Origin of the sequence: Corynebacterium lujinxingii, from assembly GCF_014490555.1 — a bacterium.
Taxonomy (GTDB): domain Bacteria; phylum Actinomycetota; class Actinomycetes; order Mycobacteriales; family Mycobacteriaceae; genus Corynebacterium; species Corynebacterium lujinxingii.
This window is the reverse complement of record NZ_CP061032.1, coordinates 1162590-1175756: the sequence shown is the minus strand read 5'-3', so window position 1 is coordinate 1175756 and position 13167 is coordinate 1162590. Positions and strand designations below refer to the sequence as shown.

General features: G+C 63.3%; 14 protein-coding genes. 9 read left to right on the top strand and 5 right to left on the bottom strand.

Features of this window, described 5'->3' with window-relative positions:
* Positions 1–36: 36 nt before the first annotated feature.
* From grcA2 to IAU68_RS05810, 3 genes are all read left to right on the top strand, one after another.
* On the top strand, positions 37–288 hold the full coding sequence (gene grcA2, locus IAU68_RS11580) for an autonomous glycyl radical cofactor GrcA2 (protein ID WP_171193955.1): 252 nt from the start codon (positions 37–39) through the stop codon (positions 286–288).
* A gap of 3 nt (positions 289–291) precedes the next feature.
* Positions 292–1167: a pyruvate formate-lyase-activating protein gene (gene pflA / locus IAU68_RS05815; RefSeq protein ID WP_171193954.1), complete on the top strand. Its 876-nt coding sequence runs from the start codon at positions 292–294 to the stop codon at positions 1165–1167.
* Positions 1168–1312: 145 nt separating this feature from the next.
* Positions 1313–2386, top strand: a complete 1074-nt coding sequence (locus IAU68_RS05810; RefSeq protein ID WP_171193953.1) for a magnesium and cobalt transport protein CorA — start codon at positions 1313–1315, stop codon at positions 2384–2386.
* Positions 2387–2390: 4 nt separating this feature from the next.
* Here IAU68_RS05810 and IAU68_RS05805 read toward each other — a convergent pair whose 3' ends face one another.
* Positions 2391–2840: a PaaI family thioesterase gene (locus tag IAU68_RS05805; protein WP_171193952.1), complete on the bottom strand. Its 450-nt coding sequence runs from the start codon at positions 2838–2840 to the stop codon at positions 2391–2393.
* Positions 2841–2891: 51 nt separating this feature from the next.
* On the opposite strand from IAU68_RS05805, the gene gndA reads away from it, so the two are divergent.
* The 6 genes from gndA to IAU68_RS05775 are packed head-to-tail and all read left to right on the top strand — an operon-like array spanning position 2892 to position 10526.
* Positions 2892–4358 (top strand): NADP-dependent phosphogluconate dehydrogenase, encoded by a 1467-nt coding sequence (gene gndA / locus IAU68_RS05800; RefSeq protein WP_171193951.1) that lies wholly within the window; start codon positions 2892–2894, stop codon positions 4356–4358.
* A 26-nt stretch (positions 4359–4384) separates the two neighbouring features.
* Positions 4385–5749 (top strand): DEAD/DEAH box helicase, encoded by a 1365-nt coding sequence (locus IAU68_RS05795; RefSeq protein WP_171193950.1) that lies wholly within the window; start codon positions 4385–4387, stop codon positions 5747–5749.
* A gap of 17 nt (positions 5750–5766) precedes the next feature.
* The gene (locus tag IAU68_RS05790; RefSeq protein WP_171193949.1) at positions 5767–7140 is read left to right on the top strand and encodes a hemolysin family protein; all 1374 of its coding nucleotides are present in this window, start codon (positions 5767–5769) and stop codon (positions 7138–7140) included.
* Positions 7137–8189 (top strand): hemolysin family protein, encoded by a 1053-nt coding sequence (locus IAU68_RS05785; protein WP_171193948.1) that lies wholly within the window; start codon positions 7137–7139, stop codon positions 8187–8189. Before IAU68_RS05790 ends, IAU68_RS05785 begins: the two co-directional genes overlap by 4 nt.
* Positions 8190–8200: 11 nt before the next feature.
* Positions 8201–9064, top strand: a complete 864-nt coding sequence (locus IAU68_RS05780) for a 3-methyladenine DNA glycosylase (protein ID WP_171193947.1) — start codon at positions 8201–8203, stop codon at positions 9062–9064.
* Between the two features lie 49 nt (positions 9065–9113).
* Entirely contained in the window at positions 9114–10526 is a 1413-nt protein-coding gene (locus tag IAU68_RS05775; protein ID WP_171193946.1) for a vWA domain-containing protein, read from the top strand.
* A gap of 81 nt (positions 10527–10607) precedes the next feature.
* Here IAU68_RS05775 and IAU68_RS05770 read toward each other — a convergent pair whose 3' ends face one another.
* The 4 genes from IAU68_RS05770 to odhI all read right to left on the bottom strand — a co-directional run bounded on the left by IAU68_RS05770 (position 10608) and on the right by odhI (position 13137).
* On the bottom strand, positions 10608–11183 hold the full coding sequence (locus tag IAU68_RS05770) for a MerR family transcriptional regulator (protein ID WP_171194141.1): 576 nt from the start codon (positions 11181–11183) through the stop codon (positions 10608–10610).
* 128 nt (positions 11184–11311) lie between these two features.
* Complete coding sequence (locus tag IAU68_RS05765; RefSeq protein ID WP_171193945.1) at positions 11312–11896, bottom strand: bifunctional nuclease domain-containing protein; 585 nt, start codon at positions 11894–11896, stop codon at positions 11312–11314.
* Between the two features lie 5 nt (positions 11897–11901).
* On the bottom strand, positions 11902–12654 hold the full coding sequence (ftsR, locus tag IAU68_RS05760) for a transcriptional regulator FtsR (RefSeq protein WP_231699113.1): 753 nt from the start codon (positions 12652–12654) through the stop codon (positions 11902–11904).
* A gap of 57 nt (positions 12655–12711) precedes the next feature.
* The gene (odhI, locus tag IAU68_RS05755; protein ID WP_171193944.1) at positions 12712–13137 is read right to left on the bottom strand and encodes an oxoglutarate dehydrogenase inhibitor Odhl; all 426 of its coding nucleotides are present in this window, start codon (positions 13135–13137) and stop codon (positions 12712–12714) included.
* Positions 13138–13167: the final 30 nt, after the last annotated feature.

Sequence of the window (13167 nt, the reverse complement as noted above, 5' to 3'; positions counted from 1 at the left end):
CCTATCCACCCATTCACTCTGAAGGAGAGAAACACCATGTCCACCCCTACTTTCGATCAGCGCCTCGAGTCCATGAAGGCTAACCGTTCCGCGAACAACATGGACTCCGGTCTGTACCACGCGAACATCAACGTGCTCGATGAGTCCACCCTGGAGGACGCAATGGAACACCCGGAGAACTACCCGAACCTGACCGTTCGCGTCTCCGGCTACGCTGTGAACTTCGTCAAGCTGACGAAGGAGCAGCAGCGCGACGTTATCTCTCGTACCTTCCACAAGGGCGCATAGTTTATGGCCCAAGACGGAACTAGCGGCGTCGTCACGCTCGCGCCCGAACAGGGTGAGCGCGTGCGCGGCGTCGCTGCCGGTTTAGGCGGACTTTCCACCGACGACCTCGAGATCATCCGCCCCGAGCTATTCGAGGCTCGCCGCACCGGTGAGATCGGCCTCGTCCACTCCTGGGAGCTGGTGACGGCTGTCGATGGTCCGGGCACCCGGATGACCATCTTCTTGTCCGGTTGCCCTCTGCGGTGCAAGTACTGCCACAACCCGGACACGATGGAAATGAAGGAAGGCACGCTCGAGAAGATCGACGACGTCGTTCGACGCGTGCTGCGCTACAAGCCGGTGTTCAACGCCTCCGGCGGAGGGCTCACGCTCTCCGGCGGCGAGCCGTTGTTCCAGATCGCGTTCACGCGTCGCCTGCTCAAGGCGGTGCACGACGCAGGTGTGCACACCACGATCGACACATCCGGTTACCTCGGCGCTCGCCTGACCGACGAGGACCTGGACAACATCGATTTGTTCCTCCTCGATGTGAAGTCGGGAGACTCGGACACCTACGAGCACGTGACCGCACGCCAGCTGCAGCCGACGATCGATTTCGGCGATAGGCTGCACGCCAAGGGCAAGCCGGTGTGGGTCCGCTTCGTGGTGGTCCCAGGGCTGACCGACGGCGAGGAAAACGTCCAGCGCGTCGCCGACATCGTTGCGCGCTGGAAAGGCACCGTGGAGCGTGTGGAGGTTCTGCCGTTCCACAACATGGGTGCAGACAAGTGGGACAAGATCGACATGGACTATGAGTTGGAGGATGTCACGCCCCCATCTCCGGAGTCCGTCGAGCACGTACGCTCGATCTTCCGTGAACGCGGATTGACCGTGTTCTAACCCGGGGCATACCCCCGTTAGACAATGGGGCGCGCACGCGTAATATCACCTTTGATATGGCGTGCGCGCCCCATTGCGCACGTTTAGCCGCACTTGGGCTGTGCTATCCGGCCGGCCCCCACGACGTGAAAGGGGGCTTTCAGCTATGCCGCCGCGTATTCCGATTCCTGGACAGCGACCGAAAAAGGTGCAGCCCCCGTCGGCCAGCCACGTCCCCGTTCCGATTGAGCGCCAGATCGACTTCTGTCGCGTGTTCGTGGACGGCAAGCGCCAGCCTGGCAATGTGCGCATGGCGCACGCACTCGAGGTCGCAGAACGCTACGACAACGCGTTTGTGTGGCTGTCGCTCAAGGAGCCCTCAACGGAGCAGATGGAGCGCATCGCCGAGGTCTTCGACGTTGAGGACCTGGTGGTTGACGACGTCGTGGATGCCCACCAGCGTCCAAAGATCGAGCGTCACGACGAGCAACTGTTTCTCGTGGTGCGCTCAGTGTCCTACCGCGACGACGAGGAAGTCGCTGACGCCCGCGAGATCATTTCCACCGGCGAAGTGCAGATGATTATCGGAGAGCGTTTCGCGATCACCATTCGCCACAACGCCCGGCTCCCCGATCTCACCTCGAAGCTGGAGGACGAGGAAGATCTGGCGGTGCTCGGCCCGTCCGCGGTCGCCTGGGCGGTGTCCGACTACCTCGTGGACAACTACCTCAAGGTGACCGACTTTCTCGAAGACGATGTCGACGAGCTTGAAAACGAGGTGTTCACCCCGAGCCACACGATCAACATCGACAAGATCTACATGTATAAACGAGAGATCTTGGAGATGCGCCACGCCATCGATCCGCTCGCTCCGGCGTTGCGCAACGGGTTGACCCACAACAAGGACTTCATGCGCAAAGCCCTGCGCACCTACTTCCGGGACGTGCAGGACAACTCGACCATAGTCAGCGACAGGCTCTCGAGCTTCGACGAGCGACTCACGTCCCTGCTCGACGCGTCGGTTGCGAAAATCACCATGCAGCAGAACTCCGACATGCGCACGATTTCGGCCGTGGTCGGCATGGCTGCCGTGCCGACGTTGATCGCCGGTATTTACGGCATGAACTTCGAGCACATGCCAGAACTCGGGTGGCGCTTCGGCTATCCGGCGTCGCTTTTAGTCATGCTCGGAGCCATGGGGTTGATGTTTTGGTGGTTCCGCAAGAACCACTGGCTGTAAGGCCTTAGCGGTCGAGGATCATCAGCTTCAGGTTGGTCACGGCAACGAGCTTGCCGTCCGCGCTCATATTCACACGCCACAGGTGCGTTCGCTTGCCCGTGTGCACCGGCTCAGCGACCGCGTCGATGCGCTGGCCCGCCTTCACGCTGCCGAGAAGATCGGTGGAGTTGCTCATGCCGACTGCGGGCTTCGCTGTCGCTGCCACGGCGGCGATCGACGCCAGCGTCTCCCCAATCGTGCAATACACGCCACCATTGACAATGCCAGTAGGCTGCAGCAGCTTGTCGGTCACCTCGAGGTGGCCCTCCAGCCGGTCTTGGGAGCAATACGTCAGCACCAATCCGAGGCGCTGCGCGAGGTCCAAATCGGCGGCGTTGACGGCGGCGAGTTCGTCGTCGCTAAGCGGCGGCTCGATGACCTCGTTGTACAGGCGGAAGGCGTTATCAGACTGCATGTCCCCCGATGATACGGATGCTGTGTCGCGCACCGAAGTAGAATTCGCGGTATGACTGCTGCAGCATCTGAGAATCTTGCCCAAATCGGTGTCGTCGGGATGGCGGTGATGGGCTCCAACCTCGCCCGCAACTTCGCCTCCAAGGGCCATACTGTCGCCATCTACAACCGTTCGCCGGAAAAGACGCGGGCGGTTGTCGACGAATTCGGCGCGGAAGGCAACTTCATCGCCGCGGAAACGATTGAGGAGTTCGTCGCGTCGTTGGAGCGCCCGCGCAAGGCCGTTATCATGGTGCAAGCTGGCGCGGCGACGGATGCCGTAATCAATCAGTTGGCGGATGCGATGGACGATGGCGACATCATCATCGACGGTGGCAATGCTCTGTTCACCGACACCATCCGCCGCGAGCGAGAGATGGCGGCGCGCAACCGCCACTTTGTCGGCGCCGGTATTTCCGGCGGTGAGGAGGGCGCACTGCGCGGCCCGTCCATCATGCCGGGCGGTCCCGCAGAGTCCTGGGAGACGCTCGGTCCCCTGTTGGAGGACATTGCGGCGAAGGTTGACGGCACGCCGTGTGTGACGCACATCGGACCGGACGGTGCGGGCCACTTTGTGAAAATGGTGCACAACGGCATCGAGTACGCCGACATGCAGGTCATCGGCGAGGCCTACCACCTGCTGCGCTACGCGGCAGGTTTGGCACCGGCGGAGATCGCAGACATTTTCACGGAGTGGAACAAGGGCGATCTTGATTCCTACCTCATCGAGATCACCGCTGAGGTGCTGCGCCAGGTCGACGCTAGAACCGGCAAGCCGTTCATCGACATCATTGTCGATGCCGCCGGGCAGAAGGGCACGGGCCGCTGGACCGTGAAGGAAGCGCTGGACTTGGGCGTGCCGACGACTGGGATCGGCGAGGCAGTCTTCGCGCGCGCGTTGTCGTCCACGCTCGCTCAGCGTGAAGCCGCGCAGGAGACGGGCTTGCCGTCCGGTGAGTTGACTGACCTGGATGCGCTCGGGGTGGATAAGCAGGCATTTATCGAGGACATTCGGCGCGCGCTCTACGCCTCCAAGCTTGTCGCGTACGCGCAGGGTTTCGACGAGATCAACGCGGGATCGGTGGAGCACGGCTGGGATATCAAGCCGGGTGATCTCGCACGCATTTGGCGCGGCGGCTGCATCATCCGCGCGAAGTTTTTGGACCGCATCACCGAGGCGTACGAGAACGACCCGAAGCTGCCATCGCTGCTGTTGGACCCGTACTTCACCGGCGAGCTTCAAAAGGGCCTGGTGGATTCGTGGCGCCGAGTCGTGGTCACCGCGACCCAGTTGGGCCTGCCAGTCCCGGTGTTCGCATCGTCGCTGTCCTATTACGACTCGCTGCGCGCCGAACGCCTGCCGGCGGCCCTCATCCAAGGCCAGCGCGACTTCTTCGGCGCCCACACCTACCGCCGCGTGGACATGGAGGGAACGTTCCACACCACCTGGTCCGGCGAGCGCGAGGAGTTGAGCTACTAAGGGGCCTGACGCGTAGACTTGCCCGAATGACTACATTCGCCGACCTCGGCCTGCCCCGCGAGATTGTCTCCACCCTGAGCAAGGAGGGCATCACTCAGCCCTTCCCGATTCAGGAAGCGGCCATCCCGGACGCGCTCGCGGGCCGCGACGTACTCGGTCGCGGTCCGACCGGTTCGGGCAAGACGTTCACGTTCGGCCTGCCTATGCTTGCCCGTCTCGCTGGGTCCCCGTCGAAGCCGGGGTCCCCGCGCGGCCTGGTGCTCGCGCCGACGCGTGAGTTGGCCGCGCAGATCCGCGAGCGTCTCGACGATCCCGCGGGCGCGCTCGGCTTGCGCGTGCTCGACGTTGTAGGAGGCGTGAACATCAACCATCACATCCGTGCGCTGGCGTCTCCGGTCGACCTGCTCGTCGCAACGCCGGGGCGCGCCGAGGACCTGATTAATCAAAAGAAGCTCTCCTTCAACGCTGTGGAAATCACCGCGCTTGACGAGGCAGACCAGATGGCCGACATGGGCTTTTTGCCCCAGGTGCGAAAACTGCTCGACCGCACGCCGAAAGACGGGCAGCGTCTGCTGTTTTCCGCGACCCTGGACGGCGACGTGCAAAAGCTGATCGATCGTTACATGCACGACCCAGTCACCCACTCCACCGCACCGGTGGAGGCCGCGGTGGACACCATGGAGCACTACCGCCTCCTCGTCGGCGGGCGCGAGCAGCGCAACGAGATTGCGATGCAGATCGCCGCGCGTGAAGGCAAGACGATCATGTTCATGCGCACAAAGCATGGTGTGGACCGGCAGGTGAAGAAGCTGCGGCGTGTCGGCATCAATGCTGAAGGGCTGCACGGCGACAAGAGCCAGGGTGCACGTACGCGTGCGCTCGACGGGTTTAGCGGCGGAACAACGCCAGTTCTCGTCGCCACGGATATCGCGGCTCGCGGTATCGATGTCGACGACGTCTCACTGGTCGTGCACATCGATCCCCCGGCCGAGCACAAGGCCTATCTGCACCGCGCGGGCCGTACTGCCCGCGCCGGAACATCTGGCACGGTCGTCACGCTTGTGATGGATGAGCAAGAAAACGAGGTCGCGCAACTGATGCGCAAGGCCGGGGTTGACGCGCCGGAGGTCAAGGTCGCTGCGATGTCGGAGTCCTTGGTTACGATTACCGGTGCACGCGTGGCCGACGGCGCTCCTCTGCCTCCGCCGGGCCAGCCGAAGCAGGCCGGACAGGCGGGTGCGCGCAGCGGTACACGGCGCGGCGGCGCGGGTCGTGGCCGTTCCGGGCGGGGCGGCTCCAACCGGGGGTCGTCGAACCGATCCGGGGGCGGGCGCCGAGGCGCATCGCGGGGTCGCCGTGGAGAAAACCAACGAAGGAGTAATGGGCGCTAGGGCGCATTCAGACACACATGGACATATTCATATCCATCCTCTCCCTGCTAGCTTTCGTGCTGCTCACGGCGTCGACGGGTCTTTTCGTCGCCATCGAGTTCGCGATGACGGGCCTGGAGCGCTCCACGATCGAGGCCCACGTCAATCAGCGCGGTGACGCCACCGCTCGAGCTGTCGCCCGGGATCACGCCAACCTATCCTTTGTGCTCTCGGGTGCGCAGTTAGGTATTACCGTCACTACGCTCGCGGCGGGCTTCCTTGCAGAGCCGGTCCTGGGCAAGTTTTTCACGCCGGTCCTCGAGGCCGTCGGTCTGAGCGCGTCAGCATCAACGACAGTGGCGCTAGTGCTGGCGCTGATCGTCGCGACGTTTTTGTCCATGGTCTTCGGCGAGCTTGTGCCGAAAAACATCGCGATTACGAATCCGCTTGCCACGGCACGCGTGGTCGTGCCGCCGGTGCACTGGTTCAACACCGCGATGAAGTACTTCATCAACTTCCTCAACGCTTCCGCCAACTGGGTGGTGCGCAAGATGGGCATCGAGCCGGCCGACGAGCTCGCTTCCGCGCGTTCCTCGCAGGAGCTCGGCGCTATGGTGCGCTCTTCAGCCGAGGCGGGCGGACTTGATGCGGCGACTGCAGCGGTGATCGACCGGTCGCTGCGCTTCGGCGAGACCACAGCAGAAGAGGTGATGACACCGCGCTCGACGATCGACTCGCTCGACGCGGAAGACACGGTGGCAGACCTCATCGCGCTTGCACGGGAGACCGGTCACTCCCGGTTCCCGGTATGCCGCGGCGACCTGGACGACCCGCTCGGCGTCGTGCACATCAAGGATGCGTTCTCCGTTCCGCCCGAGCGCCGCGCCACTACCCCGCTGTCTACCCTCGCCCGACGGGTACCGATGGTGCCGGGCACCCTCGACGGTGACTCTGTGCTCAACCGCGTGCGCTCTGCTGGCTCGCAGGTTGTGCTGGTTGCCGACGAGTACGGCGGCACGATGGGCTTGGTGACCATTGAGGACTTGGTTGAGGAGATTCTCGGCGAGGTCTACGACGAGTATGACGACCGCGAAAGCGAGAAAGACTTCGTCCGCTTCGGCACCTCCTGGGAAATCTCGGGCCTGGTGCGTCTCGACGAACTGGAGGAACGCACCGCCTACACCGCGCCGGACGGACCGTACGAAACCCTCGGCGGTTTGATCATGGCCACCCTGGGGCGCATCCCGGAGGTTGGCGACGAAGTGGTGCTGCGCGAGCAGCTCGGCAGCATGCAGGAAGAGTTCCGTTCGGCCGGCGCCGGCGACTGGCTCGCCCAAGTCACCGCAATGGACGGGCGACGCGTGGACAAGGCGCTGCTGCGTCCCATCACCCCAGAGGAGGCTGAGCAGTGAGTATTTGGCTCGCCATCGTACTGATCATCGCCTTGTTGGCCGCGAACGCTTTCTTCGTCGGTGCGGAGTTTGCGTTGGTCTCGTCGCGAAAGGACCGCCTCGAGTCGCTACAGGCGCAGGGCCGTTCCAACGCCGACGACGTGCTGTACGCGACCGAGCACCTCTCGATCTACCTCGCGGGCGCGCAGTTTGGCATCACGGTCGCATCGCTGATTCTGGGTAAGGTCGCCGAACCAGCAATCGCGTCCTACATTGAAGCGCCCTTCGAAGCGCTCGGACTGCCAAGCGACCTGCTCCACCCGATTTCGTTCGTGATCGCCCTCGCCTTCATTTCGTTCTTGCACATTCTGTTCGGCGAGATGGTCCCGAAGAACATCGCGATTGCGGGCCCAGAGCAGACCGCCATGTGGCTCACCCCCGCAATGACGGTGTGGATGAAGTCCACACGACCCTTCCTAGAAGCGCTGAACTGGGTCGCGCGAAAGACCCTCGCGGCGTTCGGCATCCAGCAGCGCGACGAGCTCGACTCCACTGTCGACCAGGAGCAGCTGGCCACGATGATCCAGGAGTCGCGTGAGGAGGGCCTGCTCGACGCCGAGGAAACAGTGCGCCTGGCCAAGGCGTTGCGCCAGGATTCGCGCAACCTGAAGGAAGTGCTCATCCCGCTGAGCGAGGTGAAAACGATTCCATACGACCCGCGGGGCACCCGCCTGTCGTTGATCGAAGCAGCCGTACAGGACACCGGCTACTCCCGTTTCCCGGTGCGTATCAGCGCGGGCTCACTCGCCGGATACATCCATGTGAAGGACATTTTGGATCTCATGGCCTCCGACGAGGACGATCCGCGCGTGCCCAACTCACGGATTCGCCCTCTCATCACTGTCGACGGCGGCGAATCCATGGACGATGCCCTCGCGCTGCTCCACCGCCGATCAGCCCACATGGCCGAAGTGCATGAGCATGGTGCACTCGTCGGCGTGGTTGCGCTCGAGGACCTCATTGAGGAGTACGTCGGCACCGTCGCGGACTGGACCCACGAAAACGAGTAAGGAGCGATTGCTTGACGACGATCCTCCAACCCGACGACTACCTCCCCCGCATCGACGCCCACGCGCGCCGGGCCGCACCGTGGGCGGATGCCCGCGCTGATCGACGCGCGCGGGGCGACTACCACCCGGTGTGGGACTTCCTGTTCGAGTACTACCCGCTACGGCCGGCGCACCTGAAGCGCTGGCACCCAGGTGTTGGTGTGGCCTTGGCCGATGCTGCAGATACGCGCCAGGCGACGTGGCGCGACTACACCACCGCATCCGACGGCACTGTGACACTCGACGTGGCGTCGTTTCTCGCACACCGCAGGCGAGATGTGGAGATGGTGGGAAGGCTGCTGCGCGCCGTCGATAAGCGCTCGCCCCACTTTGATTGTTTCGGCATGCATGAGTGGGCGATGGTGTACAAGACGGATCACCCGCGCCACGATCTGCCGTTGCGGCTCGGCGCGGCGGGCACGAACGCCGTGGTGGAGGATCACCCGATCAAGTGCACCCACTATGACGCGTTCCGGTTTTTCACGCCGGCCGCGCGGCCGCTGAATCTGACGGTCCTCTCGCGTGAGACGCAGCCCGACAATGACCAGGCGGGGTGCGTGCACGTGAGCATGGATCTGTATAAGTGGGCGTTGAAACTCGGCCCGCTGGTACCCGGCGAATTGCTGTTGGATTGCTTCGAGCTCGCGGCGCAGGCGAGGCGGCTGGACATGGAGGCGTCCCCCTACGACTGCCGCGGGCTGGGCTTCGGCGTGGTGCCGGTGGAAACCCCGGAGGGCAAGGCCGAGTACGTCGCCCGGCAGCGAGAACTCACCGCAGCGGCCGCGCCGCTGCGCGCCAGGCTTGTCGCGACCGTCGATGCGGCGTTGGAGGGCTAAGCTCGAGGAAGGTTTTCTCACTCGTTCTACGTAAGGGGCGGCGACCAGCATGGCACGGCACGCAAGCAATCAAAATAACCTCCGGCTGGCAGGCTGGCTGATAGCCTTGCTCGTCGCGATCGCGCTCGTGCTGGCGCTCGTGCTGTTTCTCGCGCTTCGCGACGACACCGATACCACCGCCGCGGAACCAGAGTGCGTCGCCGGCGACCTTGCGCTGCCGGTTGCCGCGTCGGACGAGAAGGTGGGGCGTTCGCTTATCGACAACTACGCCGCGGCCACCCCCGTCGTCCGTGATTACTGCGTGAAACCGGAGTACGTCGACGACGTCAAGGATGCAGCCGTTTACATCGCGCCGAACACTTCGGTGGCGCACACGGTGCTGGAAGCGGCCGGCCGCACCCCGGCGGTGTCCGACCCGGATGCGGTCTACGGCGAGACCGTGGGCGTCGCCGGCGCAAACGAGGTCAAACTCGAGGACCTCAAAGCCGATGTGGTGCGCTTTCCCGTCGACGAGGAACCTGAAGCCTCCGCGCTCGTCGCATCGAAGGTCGCGGGCAACGACAACGACGCCGTGAAGGTGCTTACCGAGCAGCGCGTGAACAATGTCGCCGACTTCAACGCCGCGGACGGTTACGTCGCCACTGCAGAACACAGCGTCCCGGAGGGGCTGCAATTCACCCCGGTTGGAGCGGACATCGTCTACACCGCCATCCCGCTGAACCAAAATGATGCAATCTCCGAGGATCAGGCGCGCGCCGGCCAAGACTTTGCCCGCGCTTCAGCGGAATCCTTCGATGGTTCGATTGACGACCAGCCGGTCATCTCCGATCTGGTGTGGGCTGCCGCCCGCCCGACCGGCGGCAATGCGCTCGGAAACGAAGCGCAGGCAGCGAAGAAGGACACTGACGAGCAGCCGAAGCAGGACAACAACATCGCACCGGAAAACACGCTTTTCCTGTTGGATACCTCTGAAGCGATGGCGCCGTTCATTGAGCCGGCAGCCGACGCCATCGGTGAAACCGCGCTAGCGCTCGGCGGCGCAGGCAAGGAAGTCGGGCTGTGGAACTATTCCTCACCGTTGAACCCAGGTGTGGTCAACGGCTATCGCCAAAACCTCACGGTCTCCCCCGACGTTGAATCGGTGAACATCGCTGTGCACCGTTTCCTCGTCGGCGGTGTGCCGCAGACGCGTGAAGCGCTCCAAGCCGCGGCCGCCGATTACGGCAGCCTGGACAATCCGACCCGCATCGTCTTAGTGACCACGGGGACCGCGGATGCGGCCGATGACAAGGCGTTCGCCGACGCGTTCCGTCAGGCTGCCGGCGACAAAGTTGACGTCACCGTCGTCCATATCGGTGAAGGCGCGAACGATGCCGCCGTCGAGCAGGTGGCGAAGAAGCAGTTCTCTGCCCCGTCAGCGGACCAGATCGGGCCCGCAATCAAGCAGGCCGCGGGTCTGTAACCAGCACGGCAGCCGAATCCCAGCGCGCAAAAGGCCCGGGCTGGAGGGAGTAAACCCAGCCCGGGCCTTTGTGTTGTCCGCTTAGGAGGTCTTGCGGCGACGACGATCCGCGAGTTCGTCGAAGCCGATGACGTTCGGCGCTTCGACATCGTCGGCGACGCGCTCGGACGGGAACGCGGAGATCGTGCCGGTGAGTTCCTTCATGATCTGCGGGACAGCGATGCCGAACACACCCTGGCCGCCGCCGAGGAGGTCGATGATCTCTTCGTTCGAGCGGCACTCGTAAACGGTTACTCCGTCGGAGACGAGGGTGATCTCCGCGATGTCGGACACGCCCCGGTCACGCAGCTTGTCTACTGCGAGGCGGATGTTCTGCAGCGAAATACCAGTATCAAGCAGACCCTTGACGATCTTGAGAACGAGGATGTCCTTGAAGGAGTACAGACGCTGGGAGCCGGATCCCTTCGCACCGCGGATCGACGGGCGAACCAGGCCGGTGCGGGCCCAGTAGTCGAGCTGGCGGTAGGTGATGCCTGCGACCTGGCAAGCGATGGGCACGCGGTAACCCACTTCGTCGGACGGTCCGACGTCGAAAAGCGACTCCTGCACGGCAGTGGCGGCGGTGTCCTGCTCGTCTGCCTGGTTGACGTCGTTGATGCTCACGTAATTACTCCCATGAAAGTTAACTTGGGGCCTGCTGACTATTAAATGCCAAGCATAGGTTCCGGGTCAAGAGTTTCAGGCGCAACACGCCGAACTCTAAAGCTCAACTTTACACTGAGACATTACTCCGACGCTTGCGTACCTTCTTCCCCATCAGTATCACCAGCATCATCCGCATCAAGGTTGTCGACGCCCAGATTACGCATGAGCTCCTCAAAATCCGCGTCGGCTTGAGCATCGCCACTCGCCGACTGCGCCTCACCTTCAACATCTGCAACCACAATCTCCGCGCCAAGGAAGCGCTCCGCATCTTCGGCGGACAAATACATCGACGCTTGATTGGCGACATGCTCATCGACCGCCAACTCCTGGTCGAGTTCGTGCGCCAACGTAATCGCATCCGACGCGCGCAGGTCTAACTCTGCACCGTCGGCAAACGACACCGTCGCCATGAACATCCCGTCGACGTACGACGACAGTTCGATGGTCTCGACTGAGAGACCGGTGGTGCGGATGAGCTCCACTACGGCGTCGATGGTGCGCGGACGGTTCGGCGACCAGCCGTCGAGACGCGCCGCGAGCTCGCTTCCCTCCTGCATCGGAACCCACACTGGGATGCAACGTCCATTGGATGAGCGCTGCAGCAGGGCGCACAGGTATTGCTCGGGGCCGACCGGAAAGACCCCGACGAGTTCAACCGCCTCCATGGCGGCTAGTTGCCGGACTGCTTGCGCAGCTCGTTTTTCACCAGCGACGCGTGCAGCGAAACGACCAGCGCGGACATCTGCTGGCCAATCTCTTCGGCTTGCTGTTGGGAATTGACCTTGCCGGACTTGGCCACCGGCTCGGTGACCTGGCCGATCATGGCGGCCTGGCGGGCGGCTGCGGTGCGCAGCGTCTTCAGGTGGCGGGCGTCGAAGCCGAACTCCGCAAGCGACATGGCGGTGGTGACGGTGCGCACATCGTCCACGTTGAACAAACCGGCGGCATCTGGGGTGATCAAGCCGACCTTGATGTACTCCTCCACCGTGGACTGCGGTGCCTGGGCCTGCTCGGCCACATCGACATCCGACAAACGAGTCGGCGCCGGAGCACGGAAGTTCTCCGGGGAGATCATCGGCTCCGCGTCGTTGGCGGTGAGGATCGCGGTGACCTGGCCGGAATCCATCGCGTCCAGCTGCTCGCGGATGACCTTCAGTGGCAGGTAGTTGTCGCGCTGGGTGACCAAGATGTAGCGCAGGCGCTCCACGTCATCTTCGGTAAAACGACGGTAGCCCGACGCCGTGCGCTGCGGGGTAATCAGTCCCTCGGATTCGAGGAAGCGGATCTTGGAGACGGTCACGTCCGGAAATTCGGTGCGCAAACGCTCAAGCACAACACCAATCGACATGGTCTTCGCCGGTTTGGCGGGCTTGGATTGCTTCGCGGCGGTCGGCTGCGGGGCGGTCTTGCGGATTGCGCTCACGTGGTCGTGCTCTTCTTCTTCGTTGGGCGTGGGCTAGGGAAAATAGGCAGTCTAGTCTTAGTCTTCAGCGACAATAAAGACGAGACGGAACTTGCCAATCTGGATCTCGTCGCCGTTGGTTAGCTCCTGAGTGTTGCGCGGCTCGCGGTTGACGTAGGTGCCGTTGAGCGACCCGACATCGACAACCTCGTAGCCTTCGCCGTTACGGCGGAACTCAGCGTGACGACGAGAGACAGTCACGTCGTCGAGGAAGATGTCGGCCTCCGGGTGGCGGCCGGCGGTCGTGGAGTCCTGGTCGAGCAAGAAACGAGCCCCTGCGTTCGGGCCGCGCTTGACGACGAGCAGCGCCGCACCTTCCGGCAGGTTGTCGGTGCCAGCCGTGGAGTCCACGGATGCGGCAGCACCAGATTCCATCTCCTTGAGCAGGTCAGCTCGGAACACGGAAGTGGTTTCGACCTGGTTCTGCGGCGTGTTGTCGCTCATGACTAACTCCTTGACTGTCGAGTCGAGATT

What these genes read in the sequence shown, in the direction of transcription:
- IAU68_RS05810 (WP_171193953.1), top strand. Translation starts at nt 1,313, where the DNA reads ATGCCGCCGCGTATTCCGATTCCTGGACAGCGACCGAAAAAGGTGCAG.
- odhI (WP_171193944.1), bottom strand. Translation starts at nt 13,137, where the DNA reads ATGAGCGACAACACGCCGCAGAACCAGGTCGAAACCACTTCCGTGTTC.
- IAU68_RS05805 (WP_171193952.1), bottom strand. Translation starts at nt 2,840, where the DNA reads ATGCAGTCTGATAACGCCTTCCGCCTGTACAACGAGGTCATCGAGCCG.
- IAU68_RS05790 (WP_171193949.1), top strand. Translation starts at nt 5,767, where the DNA reads ATGGACATATTCATATCCATCCTCTCCCTGCTAGCTTTCGTGCTGCTC.
- pflA (WP_171193954.1), top strand. Translation starts at nt 292, where the DNA reads ATGGCCCAAGACGGAACTAGCGGCGTCGTCACGCTCGCGCCCGAACAG.
- grcA2 (WP_171193955.1), top strand. Translation starts at nt 37, where the DNA reads ATGTCCACCCCTACTTTCGATCAGCGCCTCGAGTCCATGAAGGCTAAC.
- IAU68_RS05775 (WP_171193946.1), top strand. Translation starts at nt 9,114, where the DNA reads ATGGCACGGCACGCAAGCAATCAAAATAACCTCCGGCTGGCAGGCTGG.
- IAU68_RS05765 (WP_171193945.1), bottom strand. Translation starts at nt 11,896, where the DNA reads ATGGAGGCGGTTGAACTCGTCGGGGTCTTTCCGGTCGGCCCCGAGCAA.
- IAU68_RS05795 (WP_171193950.1), top strand. Translation starts at nt 4,385, where the DNA reads ATGACTACATTCGCCGACCTCGGCCTGCCCCGCGAGATTGTCTCCACC.
- gndA (WP_171193951.1), top strand. Translation starts at nt 2,892, where the DNA reads ATGACTGCTGCAGCATCTGAGAATCTTGCCCAAATCGGTGTCGTCGGG.